At 75.2% G+C, this 18441-nt stretch carries 9 protein-coding genes; all 9 read left to right on the top strand.

The genetic code is table 11. The features are described 5' to 3' along the window. The first annotated feature begins 140 nt into the window (after positions 1-140). The 9 genes from AC6JBM_RS38685 to AC6JBM_RS38645 are packed head-to-tail and all read left to right on the top strand — an operon-like array spanning position 141 to position 18246. Positions 141-7619, top strand: a complete 7479-nt coding sequence (locus AC6JBM_RS38685; protein ID WP_497978833.1) for an amino acid adenylation domain-containing protein — start codon at positions 141-143, stop codon at positions 7617-7619. Further along, positions 7616-12853: an amino acid adenylation domain-containing protein gene (locus AC6JBM_RS38680; RefSeq protein ID WP_497978832.1), complete on the top strand. Its 5238-nt coding sequence runs from the start codon at positions 7616-7618 to the stop codon at positions 12851-12853. Before AC6JBM_RS38685 ends, AC6JBM_RS38680 begins: the two co-directional genes overlap by 4 nt. Further along, positions 12846-13022 (top strand): MbtH family protein, encoded by a 177-nt coding sequence (locus tag AC6JBM_RS38675; RefSeq protein ID WP_497978831.1) that lies wholly within the window; start codon positions 12846-12848, stop codon positions 13020-13022. Before AC6JBM_RS38680 ends, AC6JBM_RS38675 begins: the two co-directional genes overlap by 8 nt. 3 nt (positions 13023-13025) lie before the next feature. Then, on the top strand, positions 13026-13310 hold the full coding sequence (locus tag AC6JBM_RS38670) for a phosphopantetheine-binding protein (RefSeq protein ID WP_497978830.1): 285 nt from the start codon (positions 13026-13028) through the stop codon (positions 13308-13310). Between the two features lie 2 nt (positions 13311-13312). Then, complete coding sequence (locus AC6JBM_RS38665; protein ID WP_497978829.1) at positions 13313-14368, top strand: glycosyltransferase family 4 protein; 1056 nt, start codon at positions 13313-13315, stop codon at positions 14366-14368. Continuing rightward, positions 14365-15234, top strand: coding sequence for a thiamine pyrophosphate-dependent enzyme (locus AC6JBM_RS38660; protein WP_497978828.1), 870 nt, complete (start codon positions 14365-14367; stop codon positions 15232-15234). Before AC6JBM_RS38665 ends, AC6JBM_RS38660 begins: the two co-directional genes overlap by 4 nt. Further along, positions 15231-16178 (top strand): alpha-ketoacid dehydrogenase subunit beta, encoded by a 948-nt coding sequence (locus AC6JBM_RS38655; RefSeq protein ID WP_497978827.1) that lies wholly within the window; start codon positions 15231-15233, stop codon positions 16176-16178. Before AC6JBM_RS38660 ends, AC6JBM_RS38655 begins: the two co-directional genes overlap by 4 nt. Continuing rightward, positions 16175-17200, top strand: a complete 1026-nt coding sequence (locus AC6JBM_RS38650; RefSeq protein WP_497978826.1) for a 2-oxo acid dehydrogenase subunit E2 — start codon at positions 16175-16177, stop codon at positions 17198-17200. The genes AC6JBM_RS38655 and AC6JBM_RS38650 overlap by 4 nt, the downstream gene beginning before the upstream one ends. Continuing rightward, a complete protein-coding gene (locus AC6JBM_RS38645) occupies positions 17197-18246 on the top strand; it encodes an NADPH:quinone reductase (protein ID WP_497978825.1) in 1050 nt (349 codons plus the stop codon). The genes AC6JBM_RS38650 and AC6JBM_RS38645 overlap by 4 nt, the downstream gene beginning before the upstream one ends. Positions 18247-18441: the final 195 nt, after the last annotated feature.

Below are 18441 nucleotides of genomic sequence, written 5' to 3'. Positions count from 1 at the left end.
AAGACTGCGGAATCCGAAGATCGAAATACGTAGACCTTGACGCTGCGCTGTCGGCGTGCGTAGCGTGCGGGCAACTGGAAGCGCTCCCAACACCGCCAAATGCGAGTATTCCGGCCCAAAATGTTCGCGGGGGACGATTGATGGTCACGCCTGCCTTAGCCCGCCTCGATCCGGATCGCCGCGCCGCGCTCGCCCGGCTGGTCGCCGCTCGCCGGGCCGGTGCGGGCCGGGCGCCGGACGCGATCGCGCCCCGGCCGGCCGGCGACGGGCCCGTCCCGTGCTCGCCGGCGCAGCGGCGCATCTGGGTCGCCGACCGGCTCGGCGAGGTCCCCGCCGCCACCTTCGGCCTGCGGCTGCGGGGCCGGCTCGACGTGGCCGCGCTGCGCCGCGCGTTCGTGGCGGTCGCGGCCCGGCACGAGGCCATGCGCACCGTCTACGAGCTCGCCGGCGACCAGCCCGTCCAGCGGGTGCTGGAGCGCACCGAGGTGCGCCTCGACGTGCGCGCCGGCGACCCGCACGCGATCGCCGCCGAGGCCGTCCGCGAGCGCTTCGACCTGGCCACCGGCCCGATCTTCCGGGTCACCCTGGTCGAGACCGCCCCCGACGACCACGTGCTGCTCTTCGTCGGGCACCACATCGCCTTCGACGAGCACTCGGTCGGCCTGGTGCGGGCCGAGGTCGCGCGGGCCTACGCCGGGCAGGACCTCGGGGCGCCGCCCGCGCTGCAGTACGCCGACTACGCCGCCTGGGCCGCCGCCCGCCCGGTGCGCGAGGAGCACGCGCGCTACTGGCGCGAGCGGCTGGCCGGCCTCGGCGACACCCGCCTGCCCTTCGCCCGCGAGCACGCCCCGGGCGCGCCGACCCGGGCGCTGCGGCTGGAGCTGGCCCCCGGCTCGCTGCACCGCCTGCGCGCCGCGACCCCGTTCACCGCCCTGCTCGCGGCGCTCGGCGACGCGGTGGCCCGCTACACCCGCGACCCCGACGTCAGCATCGGCACCATCTCCTCCGGCCGGCCCCGCGTCGAGCTGGAGCCGGTCGTCGGCTGCTTCCTGAACCCGGTCCCGCTGCGCACCGACCTGACCGGCGCCCGCGACCTGGCCGCGGTGGCCGAGCGGGTGCGCCGCACGGTCGCCGGGGCGCTCGCCCACGAGGTGCCGTTCGAGACCCTGCTGCGCGGCGGCCCGCTGTTCCGGGTCGCGCTGCACCTGCACCAGCCGCACGCCGTGGAGCAGTGGCAGGGGCTGCGGGCCGAGGTCTGGCACCACGACGTCGCCGGCGTCGAGCCGGACCTGGTGCTCGAGGCCGCGCCCCGGCCCGACGGGGGCGCGGAGCTGGCCTTCCGCCATTCGGCCCTGGAGGAGGGGGTGCTCGAGCACTTCGCCGAGCACGTCCGGCGGCTCGCGGAGGGGCGCCCGGCCGAGGCGCCGCGGCCGGTGTACTGGCGCAAGGACCCCCGCACCGTCCTCGACCTCATCGACGCCCAGGCCGCCCGCACGCCGGACGCGATCGCGCTGGAGGACGCCGGCGGGCGGACCCGGACCTACGCCGAGCTGATGTCCAATGTGGACAAGCGGGCGGCCGGGATTCGCGGAAGACTCGTCCCGATCGCGCTCGAGCGCACGCCCGAGCTGGTCGAGGAGGTCCTCGCGGTCTGGCGGGCGGGCGCCGCCTACGTGCCCGTCGACCCCGGCTACCCGCCCGCGCGCCAGGAGCTGATCCTGGCCGACGCGCGCGCCGGCGACCCGGGCGCGGGCGTGGCGTACGTGCTGCACACCTCCGGCTCGACCGGCCGCCCGAAGGGCGTGGTCGTCGAGCACCACGCGCTCACCAACTTCGTCCTCGACATGGCGGCGCGGCTGGAGTCGCGGCCCGAGCACCGCTGGCTCGCCGTCACCTCCCTCAACTTCGACATCGCCGGGCTGGAGCTGTTCCTGCCGCTGGTCACCGGCGGCCGGATCGTGCTCGCCGACGCCGATGCGCAGCGCGACGGGCACCGCCTCGACGCCCTCATCGCCCGCGCCGGGGTCACGCACGTGCAGACCACGCCCTCGCGCTGGCGGCTGCTGCTGGCGGCGGGGTTCGACCGGCCGGGCGTCGTCGCGCTCGTCGGCGGGGAGGCGCTGCCGCTCGCCCTGGCGCGGGAGCTGCGGGCCAGGAGCCGCGAGACGCTCAACGTCTACGGCCCGACGGAGACGACGATCTGGTCGGCCGCGTGGCCCGTGCCCGAGGCGCCGGACGAGGTGCTGATCGGAGCGCCGATCGCGTACACCCACATCCGCATCTGCGACGAGGACGGCCACGAGCTGCCGACCGGCGCGATCGGCGAGCTGTGCATCGGCGGGCTGGGCGTGGCCCGGGGCTACCTCGGCCGCCCGGCCCTGACCGCCGACCGGTTCCGGCCCGACCCGTGGGGCGCCCCGGGCGACCGGCTCTACCGCACCGGCGACCTGGCCCGCTGGGGCGCGGACGGGCAGCTGCGCTTCCTCGGCCGGGCCGACAACCAGATCAAGCTGGCCGGGCACCGCATCGAGCTCGGCGAGATCGAGGCCCACCTGGCCGCGCTGCCGGGCGTGCGGCAGGCCGCGGTCGCGGTGCGCGACGAGCGCCTGGTCGCCTACGTGGTCGGCGCGCCCGAGCGCAACGACCTCGCCGAGCAGCTGCCCGGGCACATGGTTCCGCGGGTGTACGTCACCCTCGACGCCCTGCCCCTGACCCCGAACGGCAAGCTCGACCGGGCCGCGCTGCCCGACCCCGAACCGGTCGCGGCCGCCGGCCCGGCCCCGCGCACCGAGACCGAGCGGCTGGTCGCCGACATCTGGGCCGAGGCCCTGGGCCGCGACGGCATCGGCGTGGACGCGGACTTCTTCGCGCTCGGCGGGCACTCCCTGCCGGCGATGACGGTCGCGGCCCGGCTCTCGGTCGCGTGCGGCTACGAGGTCGCGGTGCGGACCGTGTTCGCGCACCCGACCGTGGCCGCGCTCGCCGCCGCCGTCGACGAGCTCGTGAACGCCCCGGACCACACCCGCGACGTGCCGGTGACCCCGCGCCCCGACCCCGCCGCGCCCGCCCCGCTGTCCCCGGCCCAGCTGCGGCTGTGGTTCCTGCAGGTGCTGCAGCCCGACGACGCCGCCTACAACATGGCGCTCGTCTACCGGCTGCGCGGCCCGCTCGACGCCGACCGGCTGCGGTCGGCCCTGGAGCTGCTCGCCGAGCGCCACGACACCCTGCGCACGCGCTTCCTCGAGGTCGACGGCGAGCCGGTCCAGGTGGTCACCGATCGGCGCCCGGTGCTGGAGCGCGGCTCGCTCGACGACATCCCCCGCTGGACGAACCGCCCCTTCGACCTCGGCGAGGGCATGCTGCTGCGGGCCGGGCTGGTGACCGATGCGGAAGACGAGCAATTGCTGTGCCTGGTGATGCACCACATCGCCGGCGACGGGCGCTCGCTGGGCATCCTCTGCGAGGAGCTGCGCGCGGCCTACGCCCAGGCGCCGCTGCCGCCGCTGCCCGTCCGCTACACCGACTTCGCCGAGTGGCAGCGGGCCCGCGGCGACGAGCGCGACCTCGCCTACTGGACCCGGCGGCTGGCCGGCGTGGCGCACCTCGACCTGCCCACCGACCGGCCCCGCCCGGCCGTGCAGACCTCGCGCGGCGCCTTCGCCCGCCGCCGCCTCGGCGCCGGGCTCGCCGACGCGCTCGACCGCCTCGGCGGCGTCCACGGCTGCACCCCGTTCATGGTGCTGCTCGCCGGCTACCAGGCCCTGCTGGCCCGGCACACCGGCCAGACCGACATCAGCGTCGGCACCTCGGTCTCCGACCGCGCCCGGCCCGAGCTCACCGGGCTCATCGGCATGTTCATCAACACCCTCGTGCTGCGCACCGACGTGTCCGGCGACCCGAGCTTCGCCGAGCTGCTCGGCCGCGTGCGCGAGGTGGCCCTGGGCGCCTACGCGCATCCCGAGATCCCGTTCGAACGCCTCGCCGCCGACCTCGGCCTGCCCCGCGACCCGTCGCGCACCGAGCTGTTCCAGACCATGCTCATCCTGCACACCGAGGAGGGCGCGACCACCGGCCTGCTGCCCGGGATCGCCGCCGAGCACGTCGACGACGGCCTCACCCAGGCCAAGTTCGACCTGATGCTCGACGCCTGGCGGGAGCCGGACGGGGTGCAGCTCGCGCTGAACTACCGCACCGACCTCTTCGACGCGGCCACCGCCGAGCGCCTTCTGGCCCGCCTGGAGCGCCTGCTGACCGCCGCGGCCGCCGATCCCGCCCGCCCGCTGTCCACGCTGGACCTGCTGGCCCCGGGCGAGCGCGAGGCCCTGATCGCCCTCGGCACCGGCCCGTCCGGCGAGGTGCAGGACCCGCCCGCGCCGGACCCGGCCGCGATCGCCCTGAGTTTCAAAAATGCAACGCTGACCTACGGGGAACTGCACGAGCGCGCGGCACGGCAGGCCGGCTGGCTGCGTGACCGGGGCGTAGGCCCCGACGACCGCGTGGCGGTGCTGATGCCGCGCTCGATCGACCTCATCGTCACCCTGCTCGCGGTGCTGAAGGCGGGCGCGGCCTACGTCCCGATCGACCCGCGCTATCCGGCCGCCCGCCGCGAACTGCTCGCCGAGGGCTGCGCGCTCACGGTGACGAGCGTGGAGCAGGCGGAGCCGTACGAGTCCACTGTGGACCCGCGGAGCCTGGCCTACGTCATCTACACTTCCGGCTCGACGGGCACCCCCAAGGGCGTCGGGGTCACCCGAGACGCGTTGCGCGCGCGGGTCGGCTGGATGCGGCGGCGGTACGACCTCAAACCCGGCGACGTCGTCGCGCAGTTCGCCACCGTCAGCTTCGACACGCACGTCGAGGAGGTGTGGCCGACGCTGGCGGCGGGCGCCCGCCTGGTGCTGCTGCCGCCCGACGAGGACCTTCCGGACCTGCTCGCCCGCGAGCCCGTCACGGTGCTCGACCTGCCCACCCCCTACTGGCACGAGCTCGTCGGGACCGTGCGGTGGCCCGAGTCGCTGCGCCTGCTCATCCTCGGCGCCGACACGGTCCGCGCCGACCGCCTCGCCGCCTGGTACGCCGAGGTGGGCGACCGCGTCGAGGTCCTCAACACCTACGGCCCGACCGAGACCACGGTCATCGCCACGACCGGCGCGCTCGGCCCGGCCGAGACCTCCATCGGCACCCCGATCGCGGACACCCGCGTCTACGTCGTCGACGAGCACCTGCGCCTCACCCCGACCGGCGTCCCCGGCGAGCTGTGCGTCGCCGGCGACGGGGTGGCCCGCGGCTACCTCGGCCGCCCCGGGCTCACCGCCGACCGCTTCCGCCCCGACCCCTACGGCCCGCCCGGGGCCCGCCTCTACCGCACCGGCGACCGGGCCCGCTGGCGCCCCGACGGCCGCCTCGAGTTCCTGGGCCGCCTCGACGACCAGGTGAAGATCCGCGGCTACCGCGTCGAGCCGGGCGAGGTGGAGACGGTGCTCGGCGGCCTGCCGGGCGTCGCCCAGGCCGCGGTGGTCGTGCGCGACGGCGCGCTGGCCGCCTACGCGGCCGGCGACGGCCTCGACCCGGACGCGCTGCGCCGGGCGCTCGCCGAGCGGCTCCCCGCCTTCCTCGTGCCGGCCCACTGCACGGTGCTCGACCGCGTCCCGCTCACCGTCAACGGCAAGGTCGACCGGGCCGCGCTGCCGGCCCCGGTCGCGGCCGCCGGCGGCTACGTGGCCCCGCGCACCCCGGCCGAGGACCTGGTCGCCCAGATCTGGGCCGGCGTGCTCGGCGTCGAGCGGGTCGGCGCGCACGACGACTTCTTCGCCCTCGGCGGCCACTCGCTGCTGGCCATCGCCGCGGTCGCCCGGCTCTGCGCGGCCACCGGGCGGGACGTCCCGGTGCGGGCGCTGTTCCTCGACCCGACGGTCGCCGGGCTCGCCGCCGCCGTGGACCGGCACCGCCAGGAGGCGCCGGTGGTCCGCCGCGGCCTGCGCCGGGGCCCGCTCTCCTACGGCCAGCAGCGCCTGTGGTTCCTGCACCAGCTCGACCCCGAGGACGCCTCGTACAACATCGCCGTCGCCTACCGGCTGCGCGGCCCGCTCGACGCCGACCGGCTGGAGGCCGCGCTCAACGCGGTCGTGGCCCGGCACGAGTCGCTGCGCACGCGGTTCATCCCCACGGAAGACGAGCCGTTGCAGGAGGTCACCGACGCGCGCCTGACGCTGGAACGCGGCGACAACGTCTCGGCTGATGTCCCGGCTTGGACCAACCGCCCGTTCGACCTGGAGTCCGGGCTGCTGCTGCGGGCCGGGCTGGTGACCGATGCGGAAGACGACCACGTGCTGGCCCTGGTGGTGCACCACATCGCCGGGGACGGGCGCTCGCTCGGCGTGCTGGTGCGCGAGCTGCGGGCCGAGTACGCGGGGGAGACGGTCGCGGAGCCGCCGGTGCAGTACGGCGACTTCGCCGTCTGGCAGCGCGAGCGGGACCGCGACCAGCTCGACTCCTGGCGCGACCAGCTCGACTACTGGCGCGGGCAGCTGACCGGCGTGCCGATCCTCGACCTGCCCACGGACCGGCCCCGCCCGGAGATGACCGGCTTCGAGGGCGCGTTCCTGGTGCACGACCTGCCCGCGAGCCTCGCCACCGGGGTGCGCCGGCTGGCCGCCGAGGGCCGGTGCACGCCGTTCATGGTGCTGCTGTCGGTCTACGAGGTGCTGCTGGCCCGGCTCACCGGCCAGGACGACTTCTGCGTCGGCACCCCGATCGAGAACCGGCCCCGGGCCGAGGTCGCGGACCTGGTCGGCTACTTCGTCAACACCCTCGCCCTGCGGGCCGATCTGGCCCGCGACCCGACCTTCCGGGAGCTGCTCGGCCGCACCCGGGACACCGCGCTGGCCGCGTACGCGCACCAGGACGCGCCCTTCGACCGGCTCCTCGCCGCCGTCGACGTGCCCCGGCGGCTCAACCGCACCCCGCTGTTCCAGACCATGTTCACCTTCCACACCGAGGAGGCGGCCGGCACCGACGTGCTGCCCGGGGTCGACGCGGCCTTCCACGACCCGGGCGGGCGGCAGGTGAAGTACGAGCTGAGCCTCGACGTCTGGCGCACCGCCGACGGGCTGCGGCTGGTGTTCGGCTACCGCACCGACCTGTTCGACCGGGCCACCGCCGAGGCGCTCGCGCACCGCTTCGAGGCCCTGGCCACCGCGCTGCTGTCCAACCCGGACAGTCCACTGTCGACGGTCGACGCCGGGGGCGACGCCGAGGCCCGCGCGGCCCTGCGGCGGTCGGTCCGCGCGCCGCGGGCCGTCGCCAAGCCGGGCCCGGCCGCCTTCGTCCCGCCCCGCGACGCGGCCGAGGAGCTGGTCGCCGGGGTGTGGCGGGAGGTGCTGGGCCTGGAGCGGGTCGGCGTGCACGACGACTTCTTCGCCGCCGGCGGGCACTCGCTGCTGGCGATGAAGGTGGCCGGGCGGCTGCGGGCGGCGACGGGCACCACCGTGCCGCTGCGGACCATGTTCGCCCACCCGGTCCTCGCCGACCTGGCCGTCGCCGTGGAGGAGCTGATCGTGGCCGATCTGAACGAGCTGTCCGACGACGAGGCGGAGCGGCTGCTGGGGGAGTCCGGATGACGCTGACACCCACCAAGCGGGCACTGCTGGAGCAGCGGCTCCGGGGCCGGTCCACCCGGACGATCCCCGCCCTGCCGGATGACGCGCCGCCGCCGCTGTCCTTCGCGCAGGAGCGCTTCTGGTTCCTGGAGCAGCTCGCCCCGGGCAACACCGCGGCCGTGATCCCGATCGTGCTGCGCCTGCTCGGCGACCTCGACGCGGACCGGCTCGCCGCCGCGATCTCGGCCGTGGTGGCCCGGCACGAGCCGCTGCGCAGCCGGTTCGTGGACGGCGGGGACGGAAGGCCGCGGCTTCGCATCGACGAGGCCGCACCGGTACCACTGCCGCTGCTGCCCTTGGAGGCGCTGGAGGCGCACCTGGCGGAGCCGTTCGACCTCGCGGCCGGGGGGCTGCTGCGCCCGGCCCTCGTCAAGGTGGCGCAGGACGACCACCTGCTCGCCATCGCGGTGCACCACATCGTCACCGACGGCTGGTCGATGGACCTGTTCGCGAGCGAGGTCGCGGCGCACTACCGCGGCGGCACCCCGCCCGAGCTGCCGGTCCGCTACCGCGACTACGCCGCCTGGCAGCGCGCGAACACGGGCTTCGCGGCGAGCGTGGCGTTCTGGCGGGACGGCCTGGCCGGCGTCGAGCCGCTGGACCTGCCGACCGACCACCCGCGCCCGGCCCGGCAGACGTTCACCGGGGCCGAGCACAGCTTCCCGCTCGGCCTGCGCGACGAGCTGCCGGCGCTGTCCCGCGACCACGGGGTCACGCTGCACATGACGCTGCTGGCCGCGTTCCAGGCGGTGCTCGGCCGGCTCAGCGGGCAGACCGACTTCGCCGTCGGCTCGCCGGTGGCCGGGCGGCAGCCGCCCGAGCTGGAGCGGCTCATCGGCATGTTCGTCAACACGGTGGCGGTCCGCGCGCCGCTGTCCGGCGACCCGACCTTCGCCGAGCTGCTCGGGCGGGTGAAGGAGGGGTGCCTGGACGCGTACGCCCACCAGGATCTGCCCTTCGAGCAGCTGGTGCAGGAGCTCAACCTCCCGCGGGACGTGCGGCGCTCGCCGATCTTCCAGGCGCTGTTCGCGCTGCAGAACTACGACGAGTACGACGGGCGGGACTGGGGCGGGCTCACCCTCGGGCACTGGCCCGCGCCGGTGTCCGCGACGCGCTTCGAGCTCGAGCTGTACGTGAAGGAGGCCCCCGGCGAGCTGTGGGCCACGGTCGTCTACAACACGGACCTGTTCTCGCACGACACCGCGGTCCGCTTCGCCGGGCACTTCCGCCGCTTCCTCGCCGAGGTGGCCGCGGACCCGCACCGGCGACTGTCCGATGTGGACCTGCTGGAGCCGGACGAGCGCGCGGTCGTGCTGCCGGCGCCGGAGCCGGTCGAGCTGCCCGAGACGACGGTGCCGGCTCTGATCGAGGCGCGGATGGCGGCGCAGCCGGACGCCGTCGCGCTCACGTTCGCGGGCCGGCACATGACCTACGGGGAGCTCGACGAGCACTCGGCCCGCCTCGCTGCCCGCATCCCGCGCGGTGCGCTCGTGGCGGTCTCCATGGACCGGTCGTTCGAGCTGGTCGTCGCGCTGCTCGCGGTGCTGCGGGCCGGGGCCGCCTACGTGCCGCTCGACCCCGAGTACCCGGCCGAGCGCCTCGCGTTCATGCGCGAGGACTGCGCCGCGCTCGACCTCGACGCGGCCCTGGCCGGCGGCGGATCGCCTCTCGAAGGGCCCGGGCCCGGCGACATCGCCTACGTCATCTACACCTCGGGCTCCACCGGGCGGCCCAAGGGCGTGCCGAACACCCATCGCGGCCTGCTCAACCGCCTCGACTGGATGCAGCGCCGCTTCGGGATCGGCCCCGGCGACGCGGTGCTGCAGAAGACCCCGGCCGGCTTCGACGTCTCGGTGTGGGAGTTCTTCTGGCCGCTCATGACCGGCGCCCGCCTGGTCCTGGCCGAGCCGGGCGGGCACCGCGACGCCGAGTACCTGCGCGACCTCATCCGCGCCGAGCAGGTCACCACCCTGCACTTCGTGCCCTCGATGCTCGCCGTCTTCCTGGCGACCGAGGGCGTGGCGGCGTGCACCTCGCTGCGCACGATCGTCTGCAGCGGGGAGGCGCTCCCGGCCGACCTCGCCCGCCGCTGCGTGGCCACGCTCCCGGCCGAGCTGCACAACCTCTACGGCCCGACCGAGGCCGCGATCGACGTCTCGGCCTGGCGCTGCGACGGCGACGCCCTGGCCGGCCGGGCCCGGGTCCCGATCGGCGCCGCGGTCCAGAACGTCGCGCTCTACGTGCTCGACGAGCGGCTGCGGCCCGCACCCGTCGGGGTGCCCGGGCAGCTCTACATCGCTGGGGTGCAGCTGGCCACCGGGTACCTCGGCCGCCCGGCCCTCACCGCCGAGAAGTTCCGCCCGGACCCCTACGGCCCGCCCGGCAGCCGGATGTACGCCACCGGCGACGCCGCCCGCCGCCTGCCCGACGGCACCATCGACTTCCTCGGCCGCCTCGACACCCAGGTCAAGCTGCGCGGCCTGCGCATCGAGCTCGGCGAGATCGAGACCGCGATCCGGGCCCGGCCGGGCGTCGAGGACGCGGCCGTGGTCGTGCGCGACGAGCGCCTGGTCGCCTACGTGGTCGGTTCGGACGACGATGTGCGGCCGGCCCTGAAACGCAGCCTGCCCGACTACATGGTGCCGGCCGCGTTCGTCCGGCTCGACGCGCTGCCGCTCACCCCGAACGGCAAGCTGGACCGGCGCGCCCTGCCCGCCCCGACGGTCACCCGCAGCGCCGCGGTCGCCTTCGCCGAGCCGTCGACCGACGCCGAGCGGCTCGTCGCCGGCATCTGGCAGGAGCTGCTCGGCGTCGAGAAGGTCGGCGCCGACGACGACTTCTTCGACCTCGGCGGCCATTCGCTCGTCGCCACCCAGGTCGTCGCCCGGCTGCGCAAGGCCGGCGGCGGGGTCTCGGTGCTCGACGTGTTCCAGTACAAGACGGTCCGCGAGCTGGCCCGGCTGCTGTCCGAGCCGGACCGGGGGCCGCGGCGGCTGCTGCACGAGCTGACCCGGCCCGTGCCGCCCGGGCAGCGGCTGGCCTCGATCGTGGCGGTGCCCTACGGCGGCGGCAGCGCGGTCGTCTACCAGCCGCTCGCCGACGCGCTCCCGGCCGGGTGGTCGCTGCACGCGGTCGCCATCCCCGGCCAGGACATCGGCGTGCGCGAGGAGGCGCTGCCCTTCGACGAGCTCGCCGCCCGGCTCACCGCCGAGGTGCTGGAGCGCGTCGAAGGACCGCTCGTCGTCTACGGCCACTGCGGCGTGGGCTCCTCCGTCGCCGTCGAGCTGGCCCGGCGGCTCGAGGCGGCCGGGCGCACCGTCGAGGCCGTCTACATCGGCGCGGTGTTCCCGTTCGCGCGCCCCACCGGCCGGTTCAGCGGGCTGCTGGCCAAGCTGGCCGGGCGCGAGGCGCTGCTGTCCAACCGGGTCTACGAGAACTGGCTGCGCTCGATGGGCGTCGAGATGGCCGAGTTCGACCGGGACGAGGCCGACCTCATCATCCGCAACATGCGCGAGCACACGCGGCTGGCCGAGGAGTACTTCACCGGCCTGTTCGCCGAGCATCCCGCTGCTCTCAAGGCGCCGATCGTCTCCGTCGTCGGCAGCCAGGACACGCAGACCGAGTTCTACCGCGAGCGCTACCGCGAGTGGCACTTCCTCACCGGGACGACCGCGCTGGTGGTGCTGGACGAGGCGGGGCACTTCTTCCTGAAGTACCGCGCCGGGGAGCTCGCGCACATCGTCACCGAGGTACACGGCACCGACGAGCGTCTGCGGGACCCGGACGGCGGCTGGGAGGTGGCCGCCCGCTCGTCCACGGTGCGGCGCGCGGACGGCCCTGATGGCCCTGAGGGCCCCGAACCCAGCCTGGGCCGGTTCATGGCGGTCGCCACCGGGCAGCTCGTGTCGATCGTCGGCTCGGCGCTCACCGAGTTCGCCATCCCGCTCTGGATCTACCTGCAGACCGGCTCGCTGGTGCGCTTCGCGGTCTTCGCGGTGCTGGGCCTGGTGCCCGGCATGCTCGTCGCGCCCTTCGCCGGAGCCGTCGTCGACCGCTTCGACCGGCGCAAGGTGATGCTGGGCGGCGACCTCGCCGCCGGGGCCAGCCAGGCCGCGCTGCTCGCCCTGGCGCTCACCGGCACCCTGCGGGTCTCCCACGTCTACGGGCTGCTCGTGGTGCTGTCGGTGGCGCTGACGTTCCAGCGGCTGGCGTTCTCCTCCGCGGTGCCGCAGCTCGTGCCCAAGCGGTACCTCGGCCACGCCAACGGCATGGTCCAGCTCAGCTTCGGCGCCGGGCAGTTCCTCGTCCCGCTGGTCGCCGCCGGGCTCATGGCCACCGTCGGGCTGCGCGGGGTGCTCGTGCTCGACGTGGTCAGCTACGTCGTCGCGGTCGGCGTCACCCTCGCCGTGCGGTTCCCGCGCACGCTCGCCTGGGCGCGCCGGGAGACGTTCTGGCAGGAGGTCGTCGGCGGGTGGCGCTACGCCCTCGGCGCCGGGAGCCTGCGGCCGGTGCTCGTGTTCTTCGCGGTGCTGAACCTGTTCATGACCCCGCTGTTCCTGCTGCTGTCGCCGCTGGTGCTCTCGTTCGCCGACCTCGGCGCGGTGGCCCGGGTGAGCATGGCGGGCGGGCTCGGCGCGGTCGCGGGCGGGCTGCTCATGAGCTTCTGGGGCGGGCCGCGGCGGCACCGGGTGCGCGGCATGCTGCTGGTCGTCCTCGGCCTCGCGCTGAGCAGCGCCCTGCCCGGCCTGCGCCCCAGCGAGCTGCTCGTGGCCGCCGGCGCGCTGGGCATGTCGCTCGGGCTGACCCTGGCCAACGGCGTCTACACGACGATCGTCCAGGTGAAGGTGCCGCAGCGCTTCCACGGCCGGGTCTTCGCGGTGAACACCGTCATCGCCTTCTCCACCATCCCGATCGGCTACGCGGTCGTGGCGCCGCTCGGCAGCCGGCTGCTCGACCCGCTCCTGGCCCCGCACGGCGCCCTGGCCGGCAGCCTGGGCGCGCTGATCGGCACCGGACCGGGCCGCGGCACCGCGCTGCTGTTCCTGCTCCTGGCCGCCGTGATGGTGGCGCAGGTGCTGGTCTCGCTGCGGCTGCCGAGCCTCGCCCGCTTCGACGAGCGGGTGCCCGACGCGGCCCCGGATGACCTCATCGGGGCTCAGGTTCGCCAACGCCGCAAGGAGCAGGCCCATGGATGACTACGTCGTCGTGCGCAACGACGAGGAGCAGTACTCGATCTGGCCCGCCGGTGACCCGCTGCCCGCCGGCTGGCACGCCGAGGGGGTGCGGGGGCCGAAGCAGGAGTGCCTCGACCACATCGACCGCGTCTGGACCGACATGCGGCCGGCCGGCTCGCGGGGAGCGTAGGCGATGACTCCCGAGGAGACCGCGGTCGCGCGGATCTGGACCGAGCTGGGGCTCAAGCCCACGTCGGCCGAGGACGACTTCTTCGACCTCGGCGGCGAGTCGCTGGTGCTGGTCGGGTTCCTGGCCCGGGTCCAGGCCGAGATGGGCCTGGAGCTCGCCGTCGACGAGCTGTTCGAGGAGGACCTGACGGTCGCGGCGGCCGCCCGGGCGATCACCCGGGCCGCGCTCGCCGAGCTGGACGGGCTGTCCGAGGCCGAGGTGGCCGAGCTGCTGAGCCGGGCCGAGTAGCGATGCGGGTGCTGCTCGCGCAGAACATGCCGTGGCTGCCCGGGCACGGCGGGGCCACGAAGTCGAACCGGCTGCTGCTGCAGGAGCTGGCGGCCCGGGGGCACCGGTGCGTGGCCGTCACCCGCGGTACCCCCGGCGTGCGCACCATCGCGGGCGTCGAGGTGTTCGCGGCCGACGGTCCCCGCCTGCCGAGGCTGCTGCGCGAGGTCGCCGCGGCCGAGGAGCCGGACTGGACGCTGGTGCCGTCGGACGACCCCGGCCTCATGGTGCTCGGCACCGCGCTGCGGGCCACCCCGGACCGGGTCGTGTACCTCGTGCACACCCTCCAGCAGCTGCCGTTCGGGCCGCGCGCGTTCTACCCGAGCGACTCCGGCCGCCGGATGGTCGCCCGGGCCCGCGGGATCCTGTCGGTGAGCCGGGCCGCGCACGACTACGTGCTCGAGCACGGCGGGCTCTCCTCGACCGTGCTGCACCCGCACGTCTACCACCAGGGTCCCCCGGCGTTCGACGCCTCCGGTTGCGTCACCATGGTCAACCCGTGCGGCTTCAAGGGGCTGCCCATCCTGCTCGGCCTGGCCGACGCCCGCCCTGCCCTGCGATTCCGGGCCGTGCGCACGTGGGGCAGCACCGACGGGGAGCTCGCCGAGCTCGCGGCCCGGCCCAACATCGAGGTCGTGCCGGCCACCCCCGACATCGCCGACGTGCTGCGGGGCAGCCGAGCGCTGCTGATGCCGTCGCTGTGGGACGAGACGTTCGGGTACACGGCGGTGGAGGCGATGCTGCACGGGGTGCCGGTGCTCGCCTCGGACGTCGGCGGGCTGCGCGAGGCCAAGCTCGGGGTGCCCTACCTGCTGCCGGTCGACCCCATCACGGAGTACGAGCCGCAGCGGGCCGGCGAGCCGTACCCGCGCCCGGTCGTGCCCCCGCAGAACATCGAGCCCTGGCTGGCCGCCCTGGACGACTGCGCCCGGTACTCCATCCCGGGCCAGGCGGCCGCCTCGGCCTTCGTCGAGGGACTCGACCCGGGAGCGCTCGAGAAGTACCTGGTGAACCTGTGAGCGCGGACCTGCGGATGCTGCTGCTCATCCGGCACTTCGAGACCGCGCTGCTGGAGCTGTTCGCCCGCGGGCTGCTGCACGGCACCACCCACACCTGCCTCGGCCAGGAGGCGGTGCCGGTCGCGCTGATGCCGCTGCTGGACCCCGAGGACTTCGTGTTCGGCAACCACCGCGGTCACGGGCACTACCTGGCCCGCTTCGACGACCCGGCCGGCCTGCTCGCCGAGATCATGGGGCGGGAGGGGGCGGTCTGTCACGGCGTCGGCGGCAGCCAGCACCTGCGGCGCGACCGCTACCTGTCCACCGGTGTGCAGGGCGAGAGCCTGCCGCTGGCCGCCGGGGCCGCGCTGCACCTCGCGCGGACCGAGCCCGGACGGCTCGCCTGCGCGTTCATCGGCGACGGTACGTGGGGCGAGGGCGCCGTCTACGAGACGCTGAACCTCGCCGCCCTGTGGCGCCTGCCGCTGCTGGTCGCGGTCGAGCACAACGGCATCGCGCAGAGCACCCCGGCGGCGGCCGCGATGGCCGGCACCATCGCCGCGCGGGCGGCCGCGTTCGGCGTCGAGCACCTGCACGTGCCCGCGGCCGAGCTCGGCGACGACGTCGGCGCGATGCGGGCGATGCTGGAGGAGCCGCTCAAGCACGTGCGCGACGGCGCCGGGCCGCTGGTCGTCGAGTTCGCCGTGCACCGGCTCGGCCCGCACAGCAAGGGCGACGACACGCGGCCGGCCGCCGAGGTGGCCGCGCTGCCGGACTGGTACGCCCGCCACGCCGGCACCGCGCCGGACGCCGAGCAGCGCGCGCGGGTCGCGGCCGTGGTCGCCGACGTGACCGCCCGCCCGCCCTCGGTCTGGGAGTCCCGGTGACGCGGGTCGCCGAGCGCCTCAACGCGGCGCTGGGGGAGCTGCTGGCCGGGGACCCGTCGGTGTACCTGCTGGGCGAGGACATCACCGACCCGTACGGCGGCGCCTTCAAGGTCACGAGGGGCCTGTCCACCCGCTTCCCGGACCGCGTGCTCGGCACCCCGATCAGCGAGTCGGCGATCGTCGGCGTCGCCAACGGGCTGGCCCTGGCCGGGGACAAGGCGATCGTCGAGATCATGTTCGCCGACTTCGCGCTGCTCGCCTTCGACCAGATCGTGAACGTCGCGGCCAAGTCGACGGCGATGTTCGGCCGGCCGGTGCCGATGCCGCTGATCGTGCGCTGCCCGGCCGGGGGCAACCGCGGCTACGGGCCGACGCACAGCCAGAGCCCGCAGAAGCACTTCCTGGGCGTGCCCGGCCTCGACGTGCACGAGCTGAGCCCGTTCACGGAGCCGTTGCCGATGCTGCGCGCGATGCTCGCCTCCGGACGCCCCTCGGTGCTGTTCGAGGACAAGGTGTTGTACGGCCGGCCGATCGGCCTGCCGCCGCTGTTCCGCGCCGAGGGGGACACGATCGTCGTGGACGGCGCGCCCGGCGACGACTTCCTGATCGTGGCGCCCGGCGGGCTCGCGCACCGCGCGATGGAGGCGATGGAGGCGCTGCTGGTGCGGTACGAGCGCTGCGGCGCCCTGCACGTGCCCACACGGCTCTACCCGTGGGACCCCGAGCCGGTGCTGCGCCACCCCGCCCGGCAGATCCTCGTGGTCGAGGACGGGCCGCCGGGCGCGTCCTGGGGCACCGAGGTCGCCTACCGGCTGCGGGACTGCGGGCGGCCCGTGCGCGTGCTGCACGCGGCGGACACGGTGGTGCCGACCGCGGCCCACCTGGAGCGGGAGGTGCTCGTGCAGGCTTCGACGATCGTGGCGGCCTTGGCGGCACTGACGTGACCGAGATCCGGGTGCCGAAGCTCAACACCAACGACGCCGAATACACGCTGCTCGAATGGATCGTGCCGCCGGGGACCCTGGTGCGTGAGGGTGAACCGGTCGCGACCGTGGAGACGTCGAAGGCGGCCGAGGAGCTGCCCGCGCTCGGCTCGGGGTATCTGCAGCCGCTGCTCCCGGCCGGTGCGGTGTGCTCGGCCGGTTCGGTGATCGGGCGCCTCTCGGCCGCTCCGGCGGAGCCCGCTGTTTCCGGTGTTTCGGAAATGTCGGATGTCACTATTACGGAGCCGGCGCTGCGGGCCATGGCCGAGCGGGGGATCTCGCGCGCGGCGGTGGAGGCGCTCGGGCGCAGGGTGATCCGGGTGGCCGACCTCGACGAGCTGGCCCCGGCGCCCGGCGCGCCGCGGGAGGAGCGGCTGCCGCCGGTGCAGCGGGCCGTGGCCGCCGTGGTGGCCGAGTCGGCGCGCAGCATCCCGCAGGCGTTCGTGGCCGTGCGTGTGCCCGTCGAGGCCGCGGTCGCGCGCGGGCGGGAGCTCACGCGGCGGTACCGCCGCCTGATCGGCCTGCCCGAGCTCACCATCGCCGCGATCGGCGCGGTCGCGGCCGAGCACCCGCACTGCTTCGCCGCGTTCGTGCCGCCGGACCGGGTGCGCCGGGCCGCGAGGGTGGACGTCGGGGTGACCGTCGACGTCGGCCAGGGCCTGCACGTGCCGGTCATCCGCGACGTGCCGGGCCTGTCGCTCGCCGGCATCGCGGAGCGCCTGATGGCCCTGCGCACCACGGCCCTGCGCGGGGCCTTCCGCCCGGCCGACCTCGCGGACCCGGCGATCCTGCTGGCCCTGCACACCGACCCCGACGTGACCGCCGCCGTGCCCCTGGTGCTGCCCGGCACCACGTGCGCGGTCTCGCTCACCGCGCGGGTGGACGGGCACGTGCGGCTCGGGCTGGCGTACGACCACCGGGTCCTCAACGGCCGCGGCGCCACCCTGTTCCTCAAGGCGGTGGCGGCTACGTTAGCGGTATGAGCGAGAACTACAGGGCGATCGTGTACACCGAGTTCGGTGAGGCCTCGGTGCTCAACGTGACCGAGCGGGAGCTCGTGGAGCCGGGGCCGGGTGAGGTGCGCGTCCGCGTGGCCGTCTCCGGGGTCAACCCGACCGACTGGAAGACCCGCACCGGCGCCACCGCCATGGCGCCCGTCGCCGCCGAGGGCCAGGTGCCCAACCAGGACGGCGCCGGGGTGATCGACGCCGTCGGGCCCGGGGTGAGCGGGTTCGCCGTGGGCGACCGCGTGTGGCTGGTCATGGCGGCCTACCAGCGGCCGGGGAGCGGGACCGCGCAGGAGTTCACGGTGGTGCCGGCCGATCGGGTGGTACCGCTGCCGGATGCGGCGTCGTTCGAGGCCGGGGCGAGCCTGGGCGTGCCCGCGATGACCGCGCACCGGGCGCTCACCGTGCACGAGGGCGCGCCCGCGCGGCTGGCCCCCGGCGCGCTCGCCGGCCGCAACGTCCTCGTCGCCGGCGGGGCCGGGGCCGTGGGCAACGCGGCGATCCAGCTCGCGGTGTGGGCCGGGGCCAATGTCGCGGCCACGGTCAGCTCGCCGGAGAAGGCCGAGCTGGCCCGCCGGGCCGGGGCGCACCACGTGGTCGACTACCGCGCCGCCGACGCCGCCGAGCGGCTGCGGGCCGCGCTGCCCGGCGGGGCGGACGTGGTCGTCGAGGTGGCCGCGGCCCACAACGCCGAGCTGAACCTGGCCGTGCTGCGCTCCGGCGGGACGATCGCGGTCTACGCCAACGACAGCTCCGGCGGGCCGCTCTCCGTGGACGTGCGCCGGCACATGGTGCTCAACGTGCGGTACCAGTTCGTGCTGCTCTACACCGTCCCGCGCCCGGCCCTGGCCGAGGGCGCCGCGGCGGTGAACGCGGCCCTGGCCGACGGCGCCCTGCGCTTCGGCGCCGAGGCCGGCGTGCCGCTGCACGAATATCCGCTCGCCGAGACGGCGGCGGCGCACGCCGCGGTGGAAAACGGCGCAATCGGCAAGGTGCTCATTCGCGTGGCCATCGGTATTTAGGAGGACCCGGTATCGACCGATCGGCCAATCAATTCGACTAGCATTTCGTGAGGCCGAAACCGCAGGTCAGTGGCGTTTGTCGGCCGTCAATTGCCGAGCAGCGGTCCTTTCCGTTGGAAAACCTCGAAACGGTCACGATCGACTTCCGGCGGCCCACGCTTCGTTCGGCGTTCACGATTTCTCCCTCGGCACTTG

Source organism: Dactylosporangium thailandense (genome assembly GCF_059739745.1).
Note: the sequence above shows the minus strand (reverse complement) of the source record. Positions and strands in the feature narration are given on the sequence as shown.